We start from the raw sequence: 22,027 nt of genomic DNA, 5'->3' as shown, positions 1-22,027 counted from the left end.
AGGCTGCTGCCAGCACGCTGTCAGCAGGGGCCGCGCAGACTCCGGGGCTTGTTCAACCCCCTGGAGAAAACGATGGCGCATGCGCTGAACTGGTTCGAGATTCCCGTGACCGACATGGACCGCGCGCTGCGGTTCTACACCGCGCTGACCGGCCGGCCCTTGCGGCGCGAGGCCTTCGGCGCGCCCGGCAGTGAGATGGGCGTGTTCGATGTGGACAGCAGCGACGACGTCAAAGGCGCGCTGCTGCAGAGCCCGGCCAGCCGGCCGACTGCCGATGGCACCCTGGTGTACCTCAACGCATCGCCGTCGCTGGACGTGTGCCTGGAGCGGGCCGTGGCCGCCGGCGCGCGCGTGGCGCAACCCAAGGTGATCCTGCCCGATGGCATGGGCTGCTTCGCCCACATCATCGACAGCGAAGGCAACCGCGTCGGCCTGCACGCACTGGCCTGAACATGCAGACCACGCCTCGCTGCTGGATCGCCGTCGCCAGCGCCGACCACGCGCTGCGCGGCCGCGACCACACCCCGGTGGGCTTCATGCAGGTCTGCCATGGCAAACGCGCGCCACTGCAGCGGCTGCGTGCCGGTGATGTGGTGGCGTACTACGCACCCGCCCGCAGCCAGGGCGGCAAGGACCGGCTGCAGAGCTTCGTCAGCATCGGCGTGGTGCAGCCGCGTGCGCCTTACACGGTGGACATGGGCGGCGGCTTCGTGCCGCACCGGCGCGATGTGCGCTACGCTCGCGCACGGCCCGCTCCCATCGCGCCGCTGCTCGATGCGCTGGAGTTCGTTGAAGACCGGCAGCACTGGGGCTACAAGTTCCGCTTCGGGCTGTTTGAAATCAGCACCGCCGACATGCGGCGCATCGCGCAGGCGATGCAGGCCGACACCACTTCGATGGGCTGGGATAGCATGGCCGAAGCATGCGACGCGCCGACCGACTCTTTGCCCTTGTTCAGCTGATCCGCGGCCGCCGGTTGTCGACAGCCGCATGGCTCGCCGCGCGGCTGGAGGTGTCGCCGCGCACGGTCTACCGCGATGTCGCCGACTTGCAGGCGCGCGGTGTGCCCATCGAAGGTGAGGCCGGTGTCGGTTACCGGCTGGGCAAGGGCTTCGACCTGCCGCCGCTGATGTTCACGCAGGAGGAGGCGCGAGCCCTGGCACTGGCGACGCAGATGGCGCGGCAGTGGCTGGACCCGGCGCTGGCGCTGGCCGCCTCGGACGCCATGTCGCGTGTGCTGTCGGTGCTGCCGCCGAGGGTCCGCACCGAGGTGGAGAGCCAGCAGGTCGTGGCGGTGACGGCCGGGCTTGATCTGGTGCTGGCCGAACGCCTTCAACTGTTGCGCGAATCGGCACAGCAGCGCCGCCGGATCGGCCTGCGCTACCGCGACCAGGACGACCGGCAGAGCGAACGCCAGGTGTGGCCGCTGGGCTGCTTCTTCTGGGGCAAGGTCTGGACCCTGGCCGCATGGTGCGAACAGCGCCAGGACTTTCGCAGCTTCCGCCTCGACCGCATGGTGTCGGTGGAGCCGAGCGACGAACGCTTTCCGGACGAACCCGGCAAACGGCTGGCCGACCTGCTGCGGCGCGAAACCGGCCGCAGCACCCTGGCTTGAGGCGCGGCCCGGGGCGCCTGCCTCAGCCGGCGAGTGCCGCCTCGATGTCCTTCGCCAGTTTCTCGGGCGCGTCCTGCGGCGCGTAGCGCTTGATCACGCGCCCGTCCTTGCCCACCAGAAACTTGGTGAAGTTCCACTTGATCGCCTTGCTGCCCAGCAGGCCCGGCGCTTCCGCGGTCAGCCACTGGTAGAGCGGGTGTGCCTGCGCACCGTTGACGTCAACCTTTTCCATCATCGGAAAGCTCACGCCGTAGTTGAGCTGGCAGAAGCTGGCGATCTCGTCGTTGCTGCCCGGGTCCTGGCTGCCGAACTGGTTGCAGGGAAAGCCCAGCACCACCAGGCCGCGCTCGCCATAGGCCTGGTGCAGCTTTTCAAGCCCGCCGAACTGCGGCGTGAAGCCGCAGGCACTGGCGGTGTTGACGATCAGCAGGGGCTTGCCCTCGAACTGGCGCAACGGCACGGGCTTGCCGTCGATGGACTGGGCTTCGAAGTCGTAGATGCCGGACATGGTGGTGGCTCCTGAAGGGGAAGGCTGCACTGTGACAGATCGCACGTGGGGCGCAGCGGCCGGACGATTGGCCCGGCAATCGGGCCGCTGTATCCGGGTTGAAGTACGCCGAAATGCAGGGCAATGCGGGCATACTGGCAGAAGTAACATTCAATAACAATAGTTCCGGGGGCAGGCATGACCGCTGCATACACGGTGGCGCTGGTGGGGTTTTCCCAAGCCGAATCCGCCACATTCGAGTCTTTTTTCCGTCTGGCCGCGCGCCGCCCACCCGGGTACCAGGTGCAGGACGAGGTCATGGACGCGCAGATCCTGATGGTCAACGCCGACAACGTGCAGGCCGTGATGCTGGTGCGCGATGCGGAGCTGCCGGGCCGCGTGATGCTGGTCGGTAGTTCCGATGCCGGCACCGGCTGGCCCCTGCAGCGCAAACCGGTGAGGCTTGTGTCCATGCTGGCCGCACTCGACAAGCTGGTGGGCGCGCACAGTGGCGGGCGCGATGCCGCGGCGCCGCCGCCGGCCGCACCCGTCGAAGCATTTCAGGTGTCCCAGTTGCACGGGCTGGACGCGAGCATGCGGCTGGCCAGCGGGCGCATGGGCGTGGTGCAGCATGCGCCGGTGTTGCCGCGCGGCCACGGTGCCGACCGCAGCTTTGCCCACACCCAACCCTTTGACGCCCGGGCGCTGCCGGCCCTGCAGCCCAAGCCCGGTGCCGGCCAGCCGCCGGCCAGCGCCGACAGCGAGTTCCCGCCCACGCGGCCGATGATCAGAAGCGACCCGGTGCATTTGTCGCCCCCCACGCCACCCACACCGCCGCCGGCCACCCCCCGGAAAGCGCTCGCTGCGGCGGCGCCGGCCGTGCGGCAGCGTCCGGGTGTGATGCGCATGACCGACTTCGGTGCGCTCGAAGACCTGCCGCTGCCCGCACCCGCAGCCCCGCGCGAGCGCCGCGCCGGCAAGCCCACGACGCAACCAGGCAACAAGACCGAGGCTCCCGAGGTGGCGCGCGGCGACATGCTGCTGGTGGCCGAGAGCCTGATCGAAGGCCGCATCCTGCTCAAGCGCTTCCGGAAATACGGCCTCACGGTGGACTGGTCTCGCGAAGCGGCGCAGTCTCTGGTGATGCTCAAGGCCCATGCCTACCGCGTGGTGGTGATCGACCGCCTGAAGGGCGACCCCGACGCCAACCAGGTCTGCCGGGTCGCCAAACAGACCAAGGGCCCCAAGGGCGCGCCGGTGGTCATCATGTTCGCGCCCAGCGCCGGCAGCATGGACCGCATGAAAGCCGGCCTGGCCGGCAGCGACGCCTACCTCTCGCGCTCGGTCGGCGAAGCCGAGCTGTACAAGGTGCTCGCGCAGCACCGGCTGGTGAGCCTGAACGGCTTCGCGCCCACGAACGTCGGGTTCTAGACCCACCCCCGCCGCGCTGCGCGCGACCCCCTCAAGGGGGCAACACCTGCGGCCTGGCAAAGCCAGTTCCGCGGTGTTTCTGGCCCAAGCCTTCTCAAGCCTGCGCATGAGTGCTGGCATGGCGGGTGTTCAACCGTGGCCGGAGCTGGATTCACAGCGGGCGAAGCAACGCCATTCCAGAAACACCGAGGGTCCGGCTCTGCCGGCCCCAGGTGTTGCCCCCTGAGGGGGGGGACGCACCGCAGGTGCGGCGCGGGGGGGAGCCTTGTCAGCCGTGCAGGTCGTCGCGGCGCGCGATTTCCAGCAGGCGCTCCAGCTCGTGCGGGTGGTGGCGCTGGTTGTGGCGGTGCCAGAGCGCGATGACCGCCATGAAACCCGCCACCAGCACGCCGAAGGCGGTGATGGCCGCAAAGGCCGACCAGCCCATGCCGGTGGAGAGGCTGTAGAGCGCGCCCAGCAACAGGATGCAGGCCTGCTCGTTGAAGTTCTGCACCGCGATGGAACGGCCCGCGCCCATCAGGTTGTGGCCGCGGTGCTGCAGCAGCGCGTTCATCGGCACCACCAGGAACCCGCCCAGGCCACCCAGCAGCACCAGGAACGGTGCGGCCACCCAGACGTTGTCGATGAAATTCATCAGGATCACCAGCACACCCATGGCAATGCCCAGCGGCATCACGCGCGTGGCCTGGTCCAGCCGCATGCGCATCGAGGCCACCACCGCACCCACCGCCGTGCCCAGCGCCACCACGCCCACCAGCGAGGACGCCTGCGTCGTGCCGTAGCCGAGGGCGGCACCGGCCCAGGCCAGCACGATGTAGCGCAGGTTGCCCGAGACACCCCAGAACAGCGTGGTGGTGGCGAGCGAAATCTGGCCCAGGCGGTCGCGCCACAGGCGGCTGTTGCAGCGCCAGAAATCGGGCAGCAGGGCCAGCGGGTTCTTCGGCATCGGGCGCGGTGTCACGCCGGTGCGCGGGATGCGGGTGTTGAACCAGGCCGCCAGCGCGTACACCACCACCAGCGCGGCCACCGCCGCTTCTGCCGGGTGCTGGATGCCGAGGTGCAGGCCGGGCAACTCGATCGCCATCAGCTTGGCCGACACCCAGGGGCTGACCAGCTGGCCGCCGAGCAGCACGCCGAGGATGATGGAGGAGATCGTCAGGCCCTCGATCCAGCCATTGGCCTTGACCAGCTGCGAAGGCGGCAGCAACTCGGTGAGGATGCCGTACTTGGCCGGCGAGTAAGCCGCGGCGCCCAGGCCCACCAGGGTGTAGGCCAGCAGCGGGTGCACACCCGCCAGCATCAGCAGGCAGCCCGCCACCTTGATGGCGTTGCTGAGAAACATGACCTGGCCCTTGGGCCTGGCGTCGGCAAAAGCCCCCACGAAGGGCGCCAGCACGACATAGAACAACGCAAACAGCGGCACCAGCGCCGCGCTCTGCCATTCGGGCGCACCGCGGGTGCGCAGCAGTTCGATCGCAGCCACGAACAGCGCGTTGTCCGCCAGCGAACTGAAGAACTGCGCCGTCATGATGGTGTAGAAGCCGCGCTTCATGGCGATGATTTTGTGTGCCGGTGCGTTTCAGCTCTGAGGGGCTGCGGGGCGGGCGCCGGCCTTTTTATGCGACAGTTGACGGGTCTCCAGACGATCCCGGGTTATAGCACGCCACCCTCCAGAACCCTGGAGGGTATGCCCCGGAAAACCCTCTGGTGCACGCCCTCTTGACGACTTGTTCACGCCCATGCCCCGCCCCATCGTTGCCACCGTCCACCCCGAAGCCCTGCGTCACAACCTGGAGCGCGCGCGCCATTTCGCACCCGATGCCCGCGTCTGGGCGGTGGTCAAGGCCAACGCCTACGGCCACGGCATCGAGCGTTGTTTCGACGCCCTGCGCAGCGCCGACGGTTTTGCCCTGCTCGACCTGGCCGAAGCCGAGCGCCTGCGCGCACTCGACTGGCGCGGCCCGATCCACCTGCTCGAAGGCGTGTTCGAACCGCGCGACCTGGAGCTGTGCTCGCGCCTGCAGCTTTGGCACTCCGTGCACTGCACCGAACAGATCGACTGGCTTGCGGCGCACAAGACGCAGGTGCCGCACCGCGTCTTCCTCAAGCTCAACAGCGGCATGAACCGCCTGGGCTTCACGCCCGCGGCCTACCGCAGCGCCTGGGCGCGGCTCAATGCGCTGCCGCAGGTGGAAGAGATCTCGCACATGACCCACTTCAGCGACGCCGACGGCGCACGCGGCATTGCGCACCAGGTGGCGGCGTTCGAAGCCGCCACCGCCGACCTGCCGGGCGAGCGCACCGTGAGCAACAGCGCGGCCATGCTGCGCCACGCCAGCAGCGCACTGCGCGGCGCGCAGAACCTCGCCGCCGACTGGGTGCGCGAAGGCATCGCGCTGTACGGCAGCGCGCCCGATTTCCCCGAGCACGGCGCCGCGCACTGGGGCCTGCAACCGGCCATGACGTTGTCCAGCCGCATCATCGGTACACAGTCGCTGCAGGCCGGCGACACCGTGGGTTATGGCTCCACCTTCACCGCAGAGGGCCCACTGCGCATCGGCGTGGTGGCCTGCGGCTACGCCGACGGTTACCCGCGCCACGCACCCTCCGGCACACCGGTGCTGGTGGACGGCGTGCGCACCCGCATCATCGGCCGCGTGAGCATGGACATGATCACGCTCGACCTCACGCCGGTGCCCGATGCCGGCGTCGGCGCCGAAGTGATCCTGTGGGGCCACGCGTCATCGGGCGATGCCGTGCTGCCCATCGACGAAGTGGCCGCAGCCGCCGGCACCATCAGCTACGAGCTGATGTGCGCGGTGGCGCCGCGTGTCAACTTTGTGGCGGGGTGAACGCGCCGACTGGACGTTGTGACCGACAACATCCGCGGTCAGAAGCTGGCGTTCGGCGTACGCCTTGCAGTCAAGGAGCCGGGACCTCGCGGGGTGGGGCTTCCCGGATAGCGGGCATGCGCCAAAGAAAAGGGTGCAATCCCGCAAGATTGCACCCTTCTGGTCAAGCTGCAGCCAACTCGGCCACAGCCGGCGGCGCCACCTGGTAGCCGTCGAACTGCATCGTGTACTGCGCACGGCCCGATGAAAGTGCGCGCAGCGTACTGATGTAGCCGAACATCTCCTTCAGCGGCACCAGCGCATCGACCACCGTGGCCGTGCCGCGCACTTCATGCCCATGCACCTGGCCACGGCGGCGGTGCAGATCGCCGATCACGTCGCCCAGGTATTCGGTGGGCGTGATCACCTCCACGGCCATCACCGGCTCGAGCACTTGCGGCCCGGCCTTGGCGAAGGCATCGCGCAGCGCATGGCTGGCTGCCAGCTCGAAGACCATGGCCGAGGAATCGCGCTCGTGGAAAGCGCCATCCAGCAGCACGGCGCGGAAGTCCACGGCCGGGTAGCCCGAAGCCGGCCCGGCTTCGGCCGCGCGCCGCACACCCGCTTCCACCGCGGGAATGAACTCGCGGGGAATCGCGCCGCCGACGATGCGGCTCTCGAACTGAACGCCTGCACCGCGTTCCAGAGGCTCCAGGCGCAGCGTGAGCTGCGCGAACTGGCCCGGGCCGCCGGTCTGCTTCTTGTGCACGTGCGTCAGCTCCGCTGGCGTGGCAATGGTCTCGCGGTAGGCCACCTGGGGACGGCCCACCACCACGCCCACGCCGTAGCGCTCTTGCAGCTTGTGCACAGCGACCTCCAGCTGCAGCTCGCCCATGCCGGACAGAATGGTCTGCCCCGATTCCTCGTCCTGGCGCAGGCGCAGGCTCGGGTCCTCGCGCAGCATGTTCTGCAGCGCCTTGGACAGGCCCTGCTGATCCGCCTTGGTGCGCGGCTCCAGCGCCATGTGGATCACCGGCTCCGGCACGGCGATGGACTCCAGTTGCACCGGGTGCTTGGGGTCGCTCAGGGTCTGGCCCGTGAGTGTGTCCTTGAAGCCAACCACCGCGGCGATCTCGCCTGCCACGAGTTCGTCGCGTTCGACGCGCTTGTCCGCGTGCACTTCGTAAAGGCGTGCCGCGCGCTCCATGCGCCCGGTGCTGGTATTGAGCACCGAGTCGCCACGCCGCAACCGGCCCGAATACAGGCGAACGAAGACCATGCTGCCGTGCTCGTCGGTCACCACCTTGAATGCCAGGGCGGCCAGCGGCGCGCTGTCGAGGCCCGTGATCGTGCCTTCGCGCTCTCCAGGTGCGGGCAACCAGTCGACCACCGCATCCAGCAGCGGCTCGACACCGCGATTGCGGAAGGCCGAACCTGCCAGTACGGGCACAAAGGCACGCGTTCGCACGCCCGCACGGATGCAGCGTTGCAGCAGTTCCACCGACGGCTCTTCGCCGCGCAGCCAGGCCTCCAGGGCCTCATCGTCCTGCTCGACCACGGTTTCCAGCAGACGCGCGCGTGCCGCCTGGGCATGGGCCAGGTGTTCAGCGGGGATGGCGGTTTCCTGCACCGGCTGCGATGCATCGTCACGCTCCCACCGCAGTGCACGCATGCGCACCAGGTCCACGACGCCGCGGAATTCGCCCTCGGCGCCGATGGGCAGATGTACCGGGATGGCTTGCACGCCCAGGCGCTCGCGCATCGACGCGATCACGCGTTCGAAGTTCGCGCCCGTGCGGTCGAGCTTGTTGACGAAGGCGATGCGCGGCACCTCGTGCCGGTCCGCCAGACGCCAGTTGGTTTCGGTCTGCGGCTCCACGCCGGCCACACCGTCCAGCACCACCACGGCGCCGTCGAGCACGCGCAACGCGCGGCCCACCTCGATGTTGAAGTCGATGTGGCCGGGGGTGTCGATCAGGTTGATCTGCACGCCGCGCCAATGCACGGTGGTGGCGGCACTGTTGATGGTGATGCCGCGTCGGCGTTCCTCGGGGTCGAAGTCCATGTGGGCAGCGCCGTCGTGCACTTCGCCCATGCGGTGGCTTTCGCCCGTGTAGTAGAGGATGCGTTCGCTGGTCGTGGTCTTGCCCGCGTCCACATGGGCAATGATGCCGATGTTGCGGATGCCGTTGTTGTTGATGCGGTTCATGGTGAATCTTTCCGGACCCTTCGAGGGTCCACATGTCAGGACGATCAAGCCGCCCCGGCATGAATTCACCAGGGCTGACTCAGGATGGAATGGTTCGGCCGGACCACGGGCGCGCGCGCACGTATCCCACGCTCCGGCGGGCGGAAATCGTGGCGATCAGCTTGTCGTAAGTGCGCGTGAACATGTTGGAACCTGAAAAAACAAAACCCCGGAAGACCATGCCTGCCGGGGTTGAGGGGCCGGAAGGTCATCGCCTTCCGAATGCCATCGAAAGGACGCAGCTATGCAGCGAACGCAGGTTGGACGACGTTGAAATTGAACATGCCGGTATTTTCCTGGAACTGGAGTGACCTGAACGTCAGTAGGGCTGGATGCCGTTCGATCTTTCACGCGCTCGGCTGGCGCCTGCGGTCAGGCCCCCTGGTAATCACGGCCTTATGTGGAGCTACGATGGCGGCTCTTGGCCAGCACCGGACCGTCAGGGTCCCAAGACACACCGGACGGAGGTTTTGGTGACCTCAAAACATCGAGCGGAATGGCCACGGTTTCTGGGCTCAACGCCTGTTTGGAAGGATTGCACTCTTGGCCCCCTCTGACTTTGACGAACGCCGGGAGCTTGAGGCGGCTTGCCATTGTGGTGCCGTGCGCTTTCGCCTGGTACTGGCCGATGGCCTGCGCAGCATGCGCCGGTGCAACTGCACGTATTGCAGCATGCGCGGTGCCGTGGCCGTCTCGGCCCACCTGGACGACATCCATGTCGTGCAAGGCAAAGACAAGCTGACGCTCTACCAGTTCAATACCGGACAGGCGAAGCATTACTTTTGCTCGGTGTGCGGCATCTACACCTTTCACTCCCGGCGCTCTGTCCCGGACCAATACGGTGTGAACGTGGCATGCATTGCGGGACTGAGTCCGTTTGACCTGGGTGAAGTGCCTGTGATGGACGGCCGAAACCACCCCAACGATCGGGTCGACGGCGTGGCGATGACGGCTGGCTGGCTCAGTTACCGTGCCAACACGGGTGATGAGCGTTGACGCAGATTGGCCAGAAGCCAACTTTCCAAGCCCGTTGCGCCAACGGCGACAGGCATTTCCCGAACAGGCAGCATGACCCGCTGCCGGTAAAGTGCATGCCTTTCCATTCCGATTGACTTCCCCATGCCACAACCCCAGCGCGTTGCGCTTGTCACCGGATCAACCTCAGGTATTGGCGCGGCGATAGCGCGCCGGTTGTCCAGGGATGGGTATGCCGTCGTTCTGCATTCACGCAGTTCTGCGGATGCCGGCAACGCCATGGTGCGTGAGCTGGGTCTGGCGGCTTATGTGCAGGCCGACCTTGCCGACGATGCAGACCGGATTCGATTGGTGCGGGAGGCGGTTGCGCAATGGGGCCGCTTGGACGTTGTCGTGAACAACGCGGGCATCAGCCGCGTGGTGCCGCATGCCGACCTGGCGGCCGCGACGCCTGACCTGTGGCGCGAGCTGCATGAGGTGAATGTCATTGCGCCGTTTCGCATCGTCGCTGAAGCCGAGGCCGCATTGCGGGCGTCTGCCGCAACGGCGGGCACGCCGGCTTGCGTGGTCAACGTGAGTTCGCATGCCGGTGTGCGTCCGAAAGGGGCTTCCATTCCTTATGCCGCGACGAAAGCGGCGTTGAACCATGTCACGCGCTTGCTGGCGGTCTCGCTGGCGCCCGACATTCGTGTGAACGCCGTCGCTCCCGGGCTGGTGGACACGCCGTTGACCGCGGACTGGACGCAGGCTCAGCAGCTGTGGCGGGAGCGCGCGCCGATGCGGCGGGCGGCGAGCCCGGAAGACATTGCACAGGCAGTGTCCATGCTCATCGAATCCCACTATTTGACGGGCGAAATCCTGCTGTCCGATGGTGGGTTGAATCTCACGTAAGGCTGAGAAAACAACGGAGCAAACCACTGAACAAACCGCATCGATCCGCGGTTTGAGATCGGAAACATGTTGGCCACGCGATGTGGGGCTGGCGCGCGGATGGCCACGGTGCCTGCATCGCCGTTGAACATGGTATTTTCCGGGGCTTGCCTGTGAGTGGCACAACCCGTAGAGGAAGGAGAGGATTCGATGCTGCAGCCTGAAGAGAATTGCGACGTTCTGGTGGTTGGAGGGGGCCCCGCCGGGTCGACCATTGCGGCGCTGCTCGCACGCGAAGGCCGCAAGGTGGTGTTGCTGGAGAAGGACCACCATCCGCGCTTCCACATCGGCGAGTCGCTGTTGCCCGGCAACGTGGCCTTGTTCGAGAAGCTCGGTGTGCGCGATCAGATCGAGAAGATCGGCATGCCGAAGTACGGCATCGAATTCGTGCCGCCCGACCTGGACTATTGCAGCTACGTCGATTTCGCCGAGGGCTGGAACCCGGAGATGGCGTCGGCCTGGCAGGTGCGCCGCTCCGAGATGGACGAGGTGTTGTTCCGCCATGCCGCCACGCTGGGCGCCGAAACGCTGGAGGGCGCGAAGGTCACCGAGGTCGCTTTCGATGACGACGGTGCCTCGGCGCAGGCGGTGCTCGACAGCGGTGAAAAGCGCCGCTGGCGCGCGCGCTTCGTGGTCGACGCATCGGGCCGCGACACGCTGCTGGCGAACAAGTTCAAGTGCAAGGAAAAGAACAAGGACCACAACAGCACGGCGCTGTTCGGCCACTTCCGTGGTGCGCGGCGCCTGGAAGGCAAGCGCGAAGGCAACATCAGCATCTGCTGGTTCGAGCACGGCTGGTTCTGGTTCATCCCGCTGGCCGACGGCACCACCAGCGTGGGCGCGGTCTGCTGGGCCTACTACCTGAAGGCGCGCGACAAGCCGCTGAAGGAATACTTCTACGACACCATCGCGCTGTGCCCCGAGCTGCACGACCGGCTCAAGGACGCCACGCTGGAGGACGACCGCGTGCACGCCACCGGCAACTTCTCCTACTCCAGCACGCACGCCACCGGCAACCGTTACCTGATGGTGGGCGACGCCTTCACCTTCATCGACCCGATGTTCTCCTCCGGCGTGTTCCTGGCAATGCAGAGCGCCTTCGACGGCGCGAAGCTCGTCGCCACCGCGCTGGACCAGCCCGAGCAACTGCCCGCGGCCCGCGTGGCGCTGGAGAAGCGCTTGCGCGTCGGCCCGCGCGATTACTCGTGGTTCATCTACCGCGTGACCAACCCGACCATCCGGGACATGTTCATGCACCCGAACAACCGCTTCAAGGTCAAGCAGGGGCTGATGTCATTGCTGGCCGCCGACATCCACCACGGTCCGTCTTACCGCATGTCGCTGGTGATGTTCAAGGTGATCTATTACGTGGTGTCGTTGGCGAACTGGCGCCGCACCTATGCCGGCTGGAAGCGGCACCGCCACAACATCCGCGACATGGGTGCCTTGCGCGGCGAGACCATCATGAAGTGAAGGTGGTTGGCGGGCCGAGGGCCCGCCACCTTCCGGGCCACGCAGGGCCACGCAGGGCCACTCAGGGGCGGATGGCCGTGTATTCCGAGAACACGCCCAGTTCGGTGTGGCGCTTCACCTGCAGGAAACCCGCACGTTCCATGGCCTGCAGAATCTGCGCCGGCGGGATGCAGCTCTCGATGGTGTCCCAGTAGTAGCGCCACAGCTCGGCACTGCCGCGCTCGCGCGCCACGACGCGCGCCAGCGTCGGCACCACGCGGCGCATGTAGAACTTGACCAGGGCGCGCGACACACGGCTCTCGGGCTGGCTGATTTCCAGGATCAGCAAACGGCCGCCTGGCCGCAGCACGCGGTGGAACTCCTGCAGCGCGGCGTCCACGTCCGACACGTGCCGGAAGGCATAACCAAAGCTCAGGAAGTCGGCTTCACCGCTGGCGCACGGCAGCTGCTCGGCGCGCCCGGCGCGCAGCTCAACGCCGGGGATGTCCACCTGCGCCAGCATGCCGGGGCTGGGGTCGACGCCGATCAGGTTGCCCTGCTCGCCGATCAGGGCGCGGGCCTGGCGCGCCAGCAGCCCGGTGCCGATGCCCACGTCCACCACCTTGTCGCCAGCCGCCAGGCCCGCGCGGACCAGGGCTTCACGCCGGTACCAGCCACCCGATCCGAAGGCCATGGCGCGTTCGATGCGGTCGTAGTCGACAGCGGTCTCGTCGAAGATGCGGCGCACGTAGCGCGCATGGTCTGCCTCGTCGCGGTAGTAGGCCGGCAGAGGGGTGTGTGGCAGGTGCGGGTTGGTCGGCTCGGTCAAAGGTCTGCTCCTGGGGCCAGAGGCCGTGAAGGGTGGATGGGAAACGGGTCGGGTAGCGCAGTGGCCACCGCGACCGGCTTGCAGGGTAACGCAGCTTGCTGCGCCGTAGCCCCGGGGGGTAGGTGCGTCAGGCTGCGTGCGTTTTCGTGTGGCGGCGTCGGCTGGCTGTGGGAGAAAATGGCCATCGGTGGCGTGGCCATGGTGGCGTTCACCAGGGCCATGACCAGCTGCATGGTAAAGCGTTCCAGCTCCTCGCACCACCGCCGCGCCTGCCGCACCCGTGTTCGGTGCATCAACGCTCAGCGCCCCGGCGAACACGCCGCGAAGCCGTAGCGTTCGCAGAACGGGTTGCCCCGCACGGGCAGCCAGCGCGGGATGTCGTGGAACTCGCGCGCGGCTTCGGCCAGCACCGTGTCGTGGAAGGCCTGGTACTTGAAGCCGCTGCCATCCACCGCGAAGAAGGCCACGCCGTCCACCTCGAAACGTTTGCTGCGCACCTCGTTGAAGTAGGGCGCGAAGTCGGCCAGGTTGGGTTCGTCGTAGAGGAACACGCGGATCGGCTGGCCGTCGTAGCGGCGGAAGTCGACGATCTGGTCGTCCTGCCGAGCATGGTGTTTGCCGAGGCCGAACACCGGCACGTACTGGCGGTGGTGGTAAGCCAGCATGGCCGCGGGGTTGTAGGTGCGGCCCATCAGCGTGGCGCCGGCCGGCAGGTCTTGCTCCAGGGCCTTCACGATGGCACCGGTCTCGCGCAGGAACACCGCGCGGTCGTAGATCTTGAACGGCTGCCACCACGACAGCGGCGCCCACGCCACTGCCGCCACCACCAGCAGGTGCGGCACCGACAGCGCCACCGTCCAGCCCAGGCAGCGCCGCAGCGGGCGTGCGTCCAGCCGCAGGCCGGCCCAGACCACGAACAGCGGCACGAAGCCCAGCACCCAGTGCAGGCCGATGGTGCGGCGCGTGCTGAGCACGGCGAACACGATCAGCGGGAACAGCCACAGCACCGCCAGCGTGCGCGAGGTGCGCAGCGAGACACCGGGCACCACACGCGCGGCCGCACCGCGCCACAGCAGCCAGGGCGTGAGCAGGTAGAGCGCCATGGCGATGTACACGCCGAAGGTTTCGAGGTTCCAGCTCGACCCCTCGTTGCGGTTGAACACGTTGAACATCACGTTGCTCCAGCCGTGCGTGGCGTTGAAGGCCACGTTGAGCCCGATGGAGGGCAGGGCGAGCACGAAGATCAGGAACGGCGCCCACCAGCGCTCGCGCCGCCAGCCGAAGCAGTGCACCGCGTAGGCAAAACCGAGCAGGGCGGCGAAGTACTTGGACAGGAAGGCCAGGCCCAGGAAGGCGCCGGCCAGCGCGTACCAGGGCACGCTTCGCTGCTCGCTGGTGTCGGCGCGCAGGTAGCACCAGGCCGAGAGCACCATGAAGAAGATCAGCGGTGTGTCGGTGGTCACCAGCACGAAGAGCCACGACCACGGCATCGCCAGGTACACCGCACCCGCCAGCCAGGCGCTGGCCTCGCGGTCTTCGGGCAGCAGGCGGCGCAACATGTCCACCACGCCGAGTGCGATGAAGCTGGTGAGCAGCAGCGTGAAGCTGCGCAATGCAAGCGGATGGTCGCTGATCTGGCGCAGCGCGGCGATCAGCCAGCCGACCATGGGCGGGTGGTCGGAGTAACCCCAGGCCGGGAACACGCCCCACTGGTAGAAGAAGGCTTCGTCACCGGTCATGGGGAAACCGGCGGCGAGTGCGATCTTCAGCAACAGGGTGATGGCGAACGCGCCCCAGAAGATCTGGCGCGAGGCGTGGGCGGAGAATTCAGAAGCGCGCATGTGAAGGTTCGATCCGTTGGGGGAGATCAGCCGCGAAAGAAAGGGTCACACATCAGAAACGCCGCAGACCCATCCCTCAACAAACTCAGGGCGGGCCGCCGTGAGCCAGCAACCGGGGTGGGTGTCATGTCAGGCGTCCAGGGCCAGCAGGCTCACGCCCACCACGATCAGCGTGCAGCCGGCCACGCGCAACCATGAAAACGGTTCGCCGAGCCACCACACGCCGAGCGCCAGCGTGACCACGAAGCCCAGGCTCACCAGCGGGTAGGCCACGCTCACGTCCAGCCGCGACAGCACCCACAGCCAGAGCACCGCGCTGGCGCCGTACAGCACCAGCCCGAGCCACACCAGCGGGCTGCCGAGCGCCTGCAGGTAGGTGCTGCCGACGTCGGCGGCGCTGGTGGCGCCCGACGCGGCCATGCCGCGCTTCATGGCGAGTTGCGCCGCCGAAGACAGCAGCACGCAGAACAGGGCCAGGCCCAGGGCGATGGATTTCATGGTGGTGGTGCTGGGGCGGGTTCAGAAACCGACGGTGGCGAACAGGCCGATGCCACCCATCACGATCAGCGTGATCCAGCTGAACGGGTCTTTCAGGGCGAACTGCAACGGGTCTTCGCCGTGCAGCTCGCGGCGCCCGGTCTTGAGCCAGATGCGCATCACCCACAGCAGCAGCACGGGCGCGGCGGCCCAGAGCCAGTCGGGGTGGGCGTACAGCTTCTGGCTGTTCTGGCTGTCGATGTAGAGCGCCAGCACCAGCACCGCGAGGAAACCGCTGGCCATGCCCATCGCGCGCAGCGAGGCCAGGTCTCGCGCCTGGTAACCGCGCCCGGGCGCCAGCACCGCGTTGTCGTCTTCCAGCTCCTCCAGTTCGGCGCAGCGCTTCACCAGCGCCAGGCTGAGGAACAGGAAGATCGAGATCGCCAGCAGCCAGTTGGACAGGTCCACGCCCGAGGCCACCGCGCCGGCGCCGATGCGCAGCGTGTACAGGCTGGAGAGCACCAGCACGTCGATCAGCGCCAGCCGCTTGAGGTAGATGGAGTACGCCAGCGTGGTCGCGGTGTAGGCCAGCAGCATCCACGCAAAACCGGGTGACACGGCGACGGCGATCACGAAGGCCAGCACCAGCATCACCGTGCCCAGCGCCACCGCGGCCGGGATGCCGATGGCGCCCGAGGCCAGCGGCCGGTGGCGCTTGATGCGGTGCGTGCGGTCGTTCGGCAGGTCGAGCAGGTCGTTGACCAGGTAGGTGGCCGAGGCGCACAGGCCAAACGCCACGAAGGCCATCAGCACCGCGCCCCAGAGTTGCGGGTTGAGCGAATGCGCGGCCAGCAGCGGCACGAACAGCAGGCCGTTCTTGGACCACTGCCGCAGGCGGATCGCGCGCAGCACGGTCTTGAGGCTCAGCGGTTCGCGTTCGAACACACGCGCCTGCGGGTGGGTGCGTTGCAGCGTGTCGAGCACGCCGGCCGGAGTGTTCACCGCCACCGCTTCGGCGCTGCCGGACCAGACCTCGAGGTCGTCGCGGCTGTTGCCGGCGTAAGCCCAGTGGTCGTGGCCATGGGCTTTGGCGTGGGCGTCGATGGCGGCGCGTTTGTTGCCGCGGCTCAGGTTGACGCCGTCGGCCTCACCCGGCGCGTTGCTGCCCAGGCTGTCGTCAAAGATCGCAAGGTGGGAGGCCACGTCGCGCACGATGCGCGCATCGGCCGCGCTGGCCAGCACCAGCGGGCGGCCGCGGGCGTGTTCGTCGCGCAGGTATTGCAGGAAGGGCTCGTGGTACGGCAGGTGCTCGGGCGCGGGCCGCACGGCGTCGGCCAGGCGCTGCTTGAAGCGCGCCTTGCCCAGCGGCAGCCAGGCCAGCATGCGCAGCAGGTTGAGCGGGTTGCGCCGCACGAACAGCATGGCCGATTCGTGCAGGGTGTCGCTGGGAGTGAGCGTGCCGTCCAGATCCACATACAGCGGGCTGTGGTCGGGTGGCGCGGCGTGGGCGGGAGGCGTCAAGCGAGGCAGTCCAAGGAAGGGATGGGCCGATTCTAGTGGCGGACCTCCATTCCCGGGCACCACCGCGCCCCGCCGCTGCTATCGCGGCGGAGGCGTGCTGCGCAGCGAGGCCGGCGTCTTCAGTTGGCCCGACAACCAATGCAGCGCCAGCGCCGGCACCAGCAGGCACAACAAGCCCAGCGCCCACACGGTCCACACCAGCGGCGTGACCCAGGCCATCAGCCCGCCCGCGCCAGGCAGCACCTGCGCCAGCCACTGCACCATGCCGACCCAGGCACCCTGCAGCGTCTTGAGCCAGGCCGGATCGATCCACGCCGCCAGCCAGCCCGGCTCCGGCCATTGTTGCGCCGCGATGACCGCGTCAACGCCCTCACCCGAAGCCACCATGGTCAGCAGCCAGCCGGTGATCTGCACCGAGGCCGCGGCAATGCCCGTCCAGCACAGGGCGAGCAGGCCGAACACACCCCAGATCAGCGCCTTCATGGTTGTACTCCGGCGTGGTTGCTGCGGAGCGTGTTCAGCAGGGTGGCTTTGCCCTGGGTTTCGTGGTCGTTGGCCGACGGGCTGTTGGTGGGATGGGTGATGTGCATGAGAGATCCAGCCTTCTTGAGGATGTGGCATCCGAGCCCCCATGGGCAAGGTGCCGAGCATAAGTCGGCAAGGAACGCCTTGAAAAGCGAAAGAAGGTGCCGGGCCGGGTGCGCTCCTGAATCGCAAGGCCCGCCTTGAACACCACACCCCAATCGCTTCAGCGCACCCCATGCGCCTTCGTGCTCGCCGCCGGACACACGAACACACACCCTGGAGGCGTGCGGCGGACGAAGCGGCCGTCGGGGCACTGCAGCACGTCCTGCGTGCACACGATGGGCGAGCGTTCGGCGGCGGGTGGTGGGGGGCTGATCTTTTCGCTGTTCGCGCAGGCCGCCAGGCCCAGGCTCAGTGCGCCAGCGCAGAGGGCGAAGCAGAAACGGGCGCGGTGCATGGCGTGCAGGCTCCGTGGGGCGTGCCGTGTCATGTCAGCGTGTGGTGGTGTTGTTCTCGGTCGGTACGGGGGCGGTGTCTTGTGCCGTGGTGGTGGCCACTGCTGAGGCCGCGGCCGCCCGCGCTTTCAGGCGGGTCTCGGTCTGGATGCCCCAGACCGCCACGAACATGGCGGCGATCGCCGGGCCGATCACGAAGCCGTTGATGCCCATCACCGCGATGCCGCCGATGGTGCTGATCAGGACCAGGTAGTCGGGCATGCCGGTGTCCTTGCCGACCAGCAGCGGGCGCAGCAGGTTGTCGACCAGACCGATCACCAGCACGCCGTACAGCGCCAGGCCCACGCCCTGCACCACGTCGCCGGAGACGAACAGCCAGATGGCAACCGGCCCCCACACCAGGCCCGCGCCCACCGCCGGTAGCAGCGAGAGCACGGCCATCAGCACCGCCCATAGCAGCGCGGCGTTGACGCCCAGGAACCAGAACGCCAGGCCACCCAGCGCACCCTGCACCAGGGCCACCACGAGGTTGCCCTTGACGGTGGCGCGCAGCACGGTGCCGAACTGTTGCAGCAGTTCCTGCTTGACGTCGGGCGGCAGCGGAATGGCGGTGCGGATCGAGCGCATCAGCGGGCCGCCGTCGCGCACCAGGAAGAAGGCCAGGTAGAGCGCGATGCCCAGGCTGATCACCAGGGTCAGCACGTCCTGCCCGAGGTTGAAGGTCTGCGTGGCAATGAACTGGCTGCCTTGCGTGACGGCCTGCGTGAGCTTGCGCTGCAGCAGGTCGAAATTGCCGAGGCCGAAACGGTCGAGCACGTCGGTGAGCCAGCCCGGCAGGGCGTCGAACAGGCTGCGCAGCAGCAGGGCCGGCTTGAGTTCACCCGATTCGATGCGCGTGTAGAGCTGGCTGGCCTCGCGGGTGAGCGAACTCACCACCACCACGGCCGGCAGCACCACCACCACCAGGGCCGCCAGCAGGGTGGTCAGCGCGGCCAGGTTGCGGCGCTGGCCCATGCGCGGCAGCAGCCAGCGGTTCAGCGGCATGAACAGCATCGCGATGATCGAGCCCCAGAGGATGGTGCCGTAGAACGGCAGCATGATCCAGACGAAGGCCGCGGTGGCCGCCACCAGCAGCACGCGCAGCATCAGCGACCCGGAGATCGGGGCCATGGTGGGCGGTGCGAGTGTGGGGGCGGGCGGGGCTGGATCGGTGGTCGGGATCGGGGGCGTCGGGGCGGCGGTGGGCTCGGTCATGGAGGCGATGTGAAGTGGCTGACGGCCGCAGTATGAGGCCGATACCGTTTCCCCACCATCGAAGCGCCCTGCCCGTAGGGCCACGCCGCGTGTCACCAGCCGGCAGGCCGGTTGGCGCCGGGCCGCAACATCGACGCCCGGGCCCGGTCCAGCACACCCAGAAGCTCCGACGCCGTTGCCGACAAGGCCGCACGGTCTGCGGGCGTTTTGGCCAACGCCTCCATCGCCAGCGCCAGCCGGTAAGCGCGCTCCAGCGCTTCGGCCAATGGCAGGATGCCGGGCTCGGTGGGCATGCAGGGGTCTCCAGAACGCCCTTACCAGGCCCGCGCCAGCATCAGCGCACCCAGGGCGATGAACACGCCATACAACGCGCGCTGGAACACCGGCACCGGCAGGCGCTGGCGCAGCCGCGCGCCGAGCCACACGCCCGCACAGGCCGTCACCAGGGCCAGTGCGTGGCCGGCCAGCGGCACCGACGCGCCCGAGCTGGCGGCGATGTGGCCCAGCCGCACCGCCAGCGCCAGTGTGGCCACCAGAAAGCTGATGCCCAGCGCCTGCACGAAGGCGTCTTTCTCCAGCCGCAGCGTCTGCAGATAAGGCACCAGCGGCATCACGAACACGCCGGTGGCGGCGGTGAGCAGGCCCGACAACACGCCGGCCACACCGCTGGCCGCGCGCGGGTGGCGTGAAAAGTCGGGCAAGCCGGGTCGCGCCAGACCCCAGAGGCCGTATGCCACCAGCACCGCGCCGAGCGTGATGCGCGTGGCCGGGCCGGCGCTGCCCAGGTCGGGCAGGGGGCTGAACACGGTGGCCAGGGCGCTGCCCAGCCAGAGCGGCCACAGGCGGCGCAGCAGCGCGAGCGTGTTCGGGCCGAGGCACTGGGCAACGTTCGTCACCAGCGAAGGCAGCAGCACCAGCGTGGCGGCAGTGGCCGGTGGCATGGCGAGGCCGAGCAGCGCGATGGAGAAGGTCGGCAAGCCCATGCCGGAGACGCCCTTGACGACGCCGGCCGAGAGAAACACGGCGCCGATGAGCCAGATGTGCAGGAGGTCCATGGCGGCATGGTGCGGGCCGGGTCGTGGCTTGTCCATCGCGCAGCGCCAGAGGTATCCTTCGGCGATTCCGGAGGATGCACCCGATGACCGCTGCCCCGCGCCACACCGCCAGCTACCGCATAGACCCGTTTGACCTGCGCCTGTTCTCGGCCATCGTCGAACACGGTTCGATCACTGCTGGCGCGCGCCACATCCACCTGTCGCTGGCCGCCGCCAGCACCCGCCTGCAGCAGCTCGAACATGCCGTGGGCGCCAGCCTGCTGGTGCGCTCCAAACGTGGCGTGCACACCACCGACGCCGGGCGCACGCTGCTGCTGCACGCGGGGCGGTTGCAGCGGGGCATGGAGGCGCTGCACGCCGACATGGCGGCCCACGCGCACGGCGTGCGCAGCACGGTGCGCCTGCTCTGCAACACCGCGGCCATGACCGAACACCTGCCGCAATTGCTGGGCAGGTTTCTGGTGGCGCACCCGGACATCGACGTCGAGCTGCGCGAACTCAGCAGCCACGACGTGCTGCTGGCGATGCGGCGCGAGCAGGCCGACATCGGCATCGTGACCGACCACGTCGGCACCGAAGGCCTGCACACCCGTTTCTTCCGCGAAGACCGGCTGGTGGCCGTGCTGCCGCGCCAGGGCGCACGCGCGCCGCGCCGCACGCTGGCGTTTGCGGACCTGCTGGAGCGGCCCTTCGTCGGCCTGCCGAGCGACAGCGGCATCAGCCGCCTGCTGCACGACAAGGCCTTGCAGCACGGCCGTGGCCTGCACCATCGGCTGCGCGTGCGTGGCCTGGACGTGGTGATGCAACTGGTGGGCGAAGGCGTGGGCGTGGCGGTGGTGCCGCAGGCCACGGCACAGCGCCTGGCCGACGGGCGCGTGTGGGTGCGCCCGCTCAGCGACGACTGGGCGACACGCCGCCTGCTGCTCTGCACCGTGGACGACGCCGTGCCCGCGGGCGCGGGTGCTGCGGCCCTGCACACCTTTCTGGCGCAATCGGCCGGGGCATCAAAGACCGTCGGGGGGCGGCTCCAGTAGCGCCAGCGCCTGGGCATTGCGCGCGTGTCGCTGCAAGGCCCCGAGGTGCTGCAGCTCGACGCCGCCTGAGTTCAGGCGCGCACCGCGAAACCGTCTGCCAGCGCCACGCGCAGCCAGGCCACGAAGGCCGACACCGCGCGTGGCACGTGGCTGGCGTAGGGCCGGATGGCGTAGATCTGGTGGCTGAAGGTGCCGACCGATTCCCAGCCGTCGAGCACCTCCACCAGCTTGCCCGACTGCAGCGCCGACTGCGCGCTGAAATCCGGCAGCAGCGCGATGCCCAAACCGGCAACGGCCGCGTCGCGCAGGGCCTCGCTGTTGTTGGCGCCGAACGGCCCCGACACCGGCACCGTGACGCGCGGCGCTTCGGGCCGGTTCCGCGGGCGCCCGCCCACCGCCGTGAAATGCCAGGCCGGCGTGTCCTGCGCGCGTGGGTAGTGCAGGCAGTCGTGCTGGGCCAGATCCTCCGGCTTCTGCGGTGTGCCGCGCCGGCGCAGGTAGGCGCGGCTGGCCACCAGCACGGTGCGCGTGCTGCACAGCGGCCAGGCCACGTGCGTGTCCGGGGGCGTGGCGGTGTGGCGGATCGCCAGGTCAAAACCTTCGATGGCCAATGAACTCAAACGGTCGGACAGCTCCAGCTCGATGCGGATCTGCGGGTGCGCGCGCAGGAACTCGGGAATGCGCGGCACCAGCTGCTGGCGCGCAAACGCCACCGGTGCGGTGACACGCACGCGGCCCGCCGGCACGTCGGCGAGGTCGCGCACGCTGGAGAAACTTTGTGCGATGCGCTCGAACGGCTCGCGCATGCCGTCCACCAGTTGCTGCCCGGCCTCGGTCAGGCGCACGCTGCGCGTGGTGCGCTGCACCAAAGGCACGCCGGCGGCGCGTTCGAGCTCGCTGATGCGCTGGCTCATCGACGCCTTGCTCACGCCCAGGCGCTGGGCCGAGGCGGTGAAGCTGCCCTGCTGCGCCAGGACGGTGAGCCAGTGCAGGTGTATCCAGAGGCTTTCGATTTTTTGGTCGTCCATGCCCCTATTGTTCACCATTGCAAACAATCAATTCAAGTC

The 22,027-nt window shown here is 68.2% G+C and carries 23 protein-coding genes; 10 read left to right on the top strand and 13 right to left on the bottom strand.

Features of this window, described 5'->3' with window-relative positions; genetic code table 11:
- Positions 1-48 precede the first annotated feature (48 nt).
- From HPA01S_RS09715 to HPA01S_RS09705, 3 genes are read left to right on the top strand one after another with little or no spacing between them, the layout of a single operon-like run.
- Complete coding sequence (locus tag HPA01S_RS09715) at positions 49-450, top strand: VOC family protein (protein ID WP_245638611.1); 402 nt, start codon at positions 49-51, stop codon at positions 448-450.
- Positions 451-452: 2 nt separating this feature from the next.
- The gene (locus HPA01S_RS09710) at positions 453-962 is read left to right on the top strand and encodes an EVE domain-containing protein (protein WP_066269334.1); all 510 of its coding nucleotides are present in this window, start codon (positions 453-455) and stop codon (positions 960-962) included.
- Positions 923-1,615: a helix-turn-helix transcriptional regulator gene (locus HPA01S_RS09705; protein WP_066269333.1), complete on the top strand. Its 693-nt coding sequence runs from the start codon at positions 923-925 to the stop codon at positions 1,613-1,615. Before HPA01S_RS09710 ends, HPA01S_RS09705 begins: the two co-directional genes overlap by 40 nt.
- Positions 1,616-1,637: 22 nt before the next feature.
- Here the strand turns inward: HPA01S_RS09705 and HPA01S_RS09700 are convergent, their stop codons facing one another.
- The gene (locus HPA01S_RS09700; protein WP_066269331.1) at positions 1,638-2,123 is read right to left on the bottom strand and encodes a glutathione peroxidase; all 486 of its coding nucleotides are present in this window, start codon (positions 2,121-2,123) and stop codon (positions 1,638-1,640) included.
- A gap of 177 nt (positions 2,124-2,300) precedes the next feature.
- Between HPA01S_RS09700 and HPA01S_RS09695 the strand changes: the two genes are divergently transcribed.
- Positions 2,301-3,533: a PleD family two-component system response regulator gene (locus HPA01S_RS09695; RefSeq protein ID WP_066269329.1), complete on the top strand. Its 1,233-nt coding sequence runs from the start codon at positions 2,301-2,303 to the stop codon at positions 3,531-3,533.
- Positions 3,534-3,801: 268 nt separating this feature from the next.
- Here the strand turns inward: HPA01S_RS09695 and lplT are convergent, their stop codons facing one another.
- Complete coding sequence (lplT, locus tag HPA01S_RS09690) at positions 3,802-5,085, bottom strand: lysophospholipid transporter LplT (protein ID WP_066269327.1); 1,284 nt, start codon at positions 5,083-5,085, stop codon at positions 3,802-3,804.
- A gap of 187 nt (positions 5,086-5,272) precedes the next feature.
- Between lplT and alr the strand changes: the two genes are divergently transcribed.
- A complete protein-coding gene (gene alr / locus HPA01S_RS09685) occupies positions 5,273-6,385 on the top strand; it encodes an alanine racemase (RefSeq protein ID WP_066269390.1) in 1,113 nt (370 codons plus the stop codon).
- A gap of 163 nt (positions 6,386-6,548) precedes the next feature.
- Here the strand turns inward: alr and fusA are convergent, their stop codons facing one another.
- Positions 6,549-8,573 (bottom strand): elongation factor G, encoded by a 2,025-nt coding sequence (gene fusA / locus HPA01S_RS09680; RefSeq protein WP_066269326.1) that lies wholly within the window; start codon positions 8,571-8,573, stop codon positions 6,549-6,551.
- A gap of 182 nt (positions 8,574-8,755) precedes the next feature.
- Here fusA and HPA01S_RS23055 point away from each other — a divergent pair, with 182 nt between their 5' ends.
- The 4 genes from HPA01S_RS23055 (at position 8,756) to HPA01S_RS09665 (ending at position 11,990) form a co-directional block, all read left to right on the top strand.
- Positions 8,756-8,923, top strand: a complete 168-nt coding sequence (locus tag HPA01S_RS23055) for a hypothetical protein (RefSeq protein ID WP_157084954.1) — start codon at positions 8,756-8,758, stop codon at positions 8,921-8,923.
- Positions 8,924-9,155: 232 nt separating this feature from the next.
- A complete protein-coding gene (locus HPA01S_RS09675) occupies positions 9,156-9,608 on the top strand; it encodes a GFA family protein (protein ID WP_066269324.1) in 453 nt (150 codons plus the stop codon).
- Between the two features lie 123 nt (positions 9,609-9,731).
- The gene (locus HPA01S_RS09670; protein WP_066269323.1) at positions 9,732-10,478 is read left to right on the top strand and encodes an SDR family NAD(P)-dependent oxidoreductase; all 747 of its coding nucleotides are present in this window, start codon (positions 9,732-9,734) and stop codon (positions 10,476-10,478) included.
- A gap of 189 nt (positions 10,479-10,667) precedes the next feature.
- Entirely contained in the window at positions 10,668-11,990 is a 1,323-nt protein-coding gene (locus HPA01S_RS09665) for an NAD(P)/FAD-dependent oxidoreductase (protein WP_066269321.1), read from the top strand.
- Between the two features lie 61 nt (positions 11,991-12,051).
- Here the strand turns inward: HPA01S_RS09665 and HPA01S_RS09660 are convergent, their stop codons facing one another.
- The 9 genes from HPA01S_RS09660 to HPA01S_RS09620 form a co-directional block, all read right to left on the bottom strand.
- Complete coding sequence (locus tag HPA01S_RS09660) at positions 12,052-12,798, bottom strand: class I SAM-dependent methyltransferase (RefSeq protein WP_066269319.1); 747 nt, start codon at positions 12,796-12,798, stop codon at positions 12,052-12,054.
- 299 nt (positions 12,799-13,097) lie between these two features.
- Complete coding sequence (locus HPA01S_RS09655; RefSeq protein WP_066269317.1) at positions 13,098-14,639, bottom strand: ArnT family glycosyltransferase; 1,542 nt, start codon at positions 14,637-14,639, stop codon at positions 13,098-13,100.
- A 129-nt stretch (positions 14,640-14,768) separates the two neighbouring features.
- Positions 14,769-15,137 (bottom strand): SMR family transporter, encoded by a 369-nt coding sequence (locus HPA01S_RS09650; protein ID WP_066269316.1) that lies wholly within the window; start codon positions 15,135-15,137, stop codon positions 14,769-14,771.
- 21 nt (positions 15,138-15,158) lie between these two features.
- Positions 15,159-16,637: a UbiA family prenyltransferase gene (locus tag HPA01S_RS09645; RefSeq protein ID WP_066269315.1), complete on the bottom strand. Its 1,479-nt coding sequence runs from the start codon at positions 16,635-16,637 to the stop codon at positions 15,159-15,161.
- 78 nt (positions 16,638-16,715) lie between these two features.
- The gene (locus HPA01S_RS09640; RefSeq protein ID WP_066269313.1) at positions 16,716-17,120 is read right to left on the bottom strand and encodes a hypothetical protein; all 405 of its coding nucleotides are present in this window, start codon (positions 17,118-17,120) and stop codon (positions 16,716-16,718) included.
- A gap of 265 nt (positions 17,121-17,385) precedes the next feature.
- On the bottom strand, positions 17,386-17,619 hold the full coding sequence (locus HPA01S_RS09635) for a hypothetical protein (protein WP_066269312.1): 234 nt from the start codon (positions 17,617-17,619) through the stop codon (positions 17,386-17,388).
- A gap of 34 nt (positions 17,620-17,653) precedes the next feature.
- Positions 17,654-18,787 (bottom strand): AI-2E family transporter, encoded by a 1,134-nt coding sequence (locus HPA01S_RS09630; protein WP_084360584.1) that lies wholly within the window; start codon positions 18,785-18,787, stop codon positions 17,654-17,656.
- A gap of 176 nt (positions 18,788-18,963) precedes the next feature.
- The gene (locus tag HPA01S_RS09625; RefSeq protein WP_066269311.1) at positions 18,964-19,164 is read right to left on the bottom strand and encodes a hypothetical protein; all 201 of its coding nucleotides are present in this window, start codon (positions 19,162-19,164) and stop codon (positions 18,964-18,966) included.
- A 21-nt stretch (positions 19,165-19,185) separates the two neighbouring features.
- Complete coding sequence (locus HPA01S_RS09620) at positions 19,186-19,926, bottom strand: sulfite exporter TauE/SafE family protein (protein ID WP_066269388.1); 741 nt, start codon at positions 19,924-19,926, stop codon at positions 19,186-19,188.
- Positions 19,927-20,009: 83 nt separating this feature from the next.
- Here HPA01S_RS09620 and HPA01S_RS09615 point away from each other — a divergent pair, with 83 nt between their 5' ends.
- The gene (locus tag HPA01S_RS09615) at positions 20,010-20,960 is read left to right on the top strand and encodes a LysR family transcriptional regulator (protein ID WP_245638610.1); all 951 of its coding nucleotides are present in this window, start codon (positions 20,010-20,012) and stop codon (positions 20,958-20,960) included.
- Positions 20,961-21,031: 71 nt separating this feature from the next.
- Here HPA01S_RS09615 and HPA01S_RS09610 read toward each other — a convergent pair whose 3' ends face one another.
- Positions 21,032-21,988 (bottom strand): LysR family transcriptional regulator, encoded by a 957-nt coding sequence (locus tag HPA01S_RS09610; RefSeq protein ID WP_066269307.1) that lies wholly within the window; start codon positions 21,986-21,988, stop codon positions 21,032-21,034.
- Between the last annotated feature and the right edge of the window lie 39 nt (positions 21,989-22,027).

The sequence above is a fragment of the Hydrogenophaga palleronii NBRC 102513 genome (genome assembly GCF_001571225.1).
Lineage (GTDB): Bacteria > Pseudomonadota > Gammaproteobacteria > Burkholderiales > Burkholderiaceae_C > Hydrogenophaga > Hydrogenophaga palleronii.
This window is presented reverse-complemented; position numbering and strand designations above follow the sequence as displayed.

Excerpts from the sequence above, each read along its gene's own strand:
- HPA01S_RS09710 (WP_066269334.1), top strand. The coding sequence starts at position 453 with ATGCAGACCACGCCTCGCTGCTGGATCGCCGTCGCCAGCGCCGACCAC.
- HPA01S_RS09705 (WP_066269333.1), top strand. The coding sequence starts at position 923 with ATGCGACGCGCCGACCGACTCTTTGCCCTTGTTCAGCTGATCCGCGGC.
- HPA01S_RS09700 (WP_066269331.1), bottom strand. The coding sequence starts at position 2,123 with ATGTCCGGCATCTACGACTTCGAAGCCCAGTCCATCGACGGCAAGCCC.
- HPA01S_RS09695 (WP_066269329.1), top strand. The coding sequence starts at position 2,301 with ATGACCGCTGCATACACGGTGGCGCTGGTGGGGTTTTCCCAAGCCGAA.
- lplT (WP_066269327.1), bottom strand. The coding sequence starts at position 5,085 with ATGAAGCGCGGCTTCTACACCATCATGACGGCGCAGTTCTTCAGTTCG.
- alr (WP_066269390.1), top strand. The coding sequence starts at position 5,273 with ATGCCCCGCCCCATCGTTGCCACCGTCCACCCCGAAGCCCTGCGTCAC.
- fusA (WP_066269326.1), bottom strand. The coding sequence starts at position 8,573 with ATGAACCGCATCAACAACAACGGCATCCGCAACATCGGCATCATTGCC.
- HPA01S_RS23055 (WP_157084954.1), top strand. The coding sequence starts at position 8,756 with ATGTTGGAACCTGAAAAAACAAAACCCCGGAAGACCATGCCTGCCGGG.
- HPA01S_RS09670 (WP_066269323.1), top strand. The coding sequence starts at position 9,732 with ATGCCACAACCCCAGCGCGTTGCGCTTGTCACCGGATCAACCTCAGGT.
- HPA01S_RS09665 (WP_066269321.1), top strand. The coding sequence starts at position 10,668 with ATGCTGCAGCCTGAAGAGAATTGCGACGTTCTGGTGGTTGGAGGGGGC.
- HPA01S_RS09655 (WP_066269317.1), bottom strand. The coding sequence starts at position 14,639 with ATGCGCGCTTCTGAATTCTCCGCCCACGCCTCGCGCCAGATCTTCTGG.
- HPA01S_RS09650 (WP_066269316.1), bottom strand. The coding sequence starts at position 15,137 with ATGAAATCCATCGCCCTGGGCCTGGCCCTGTTCTGCGTGCTGCTGTCT.
- HPA01S_RS09640 (WP_066269313.1), bottom strand. The coding sequence starts at position 17,120 with ATGAAGGCGCTGATCTGGGGTGTGTTCGGCCTGCTCGCCCTGTGCTGG.
- HPA01S_RS09635 (WP_066269312.1), bottom strand. The coding sequence starts at position 17,619 with ATGCACCGCGCCCGTTTCTGCTTCGCCCTCTGCGCTGGCGCACTGAGC.
- HPA01S_RS09630 (WP_084360584.1), bottom strand. The coding sequence starts at position 18,787 with ATGGCCCCGATCTCCGGGTCGCTGATGCTGCGCGTGCTGCTGGTGGCG.
- HPA01S_RS09625 (WP_066269311.1), bottom strand. The coding sequence starts at position 19,164 with ATGCCCACCGAGCCCGGCATCCTGCCATTGGCCGAAGCGCTGGAGCGC.
- HPA01S_RS09620 (WP_066269388.1), bottom strand. The coding sequence starts at position 19,926 with ATGGACCTCCTGCACATCTGGCTCATCGGCGCCGTGTTTCTCTCGGCC.
- HPA01S_RS09615 (WP_245638610.1), top strand. The coding sequence starts at position 20,010 with ATGACCGCTGCCCCGCGCCACACCGCCAGCTACCGCATAGACCCGTTT.
- HPA01S_RS09610 (WP_066269307.1), bottom strand. The coding sequence starts at position 21,988 with ATGGACGACCAAAAAATCGAAAGCCTCTGGATACACCTGCACTGGCTC.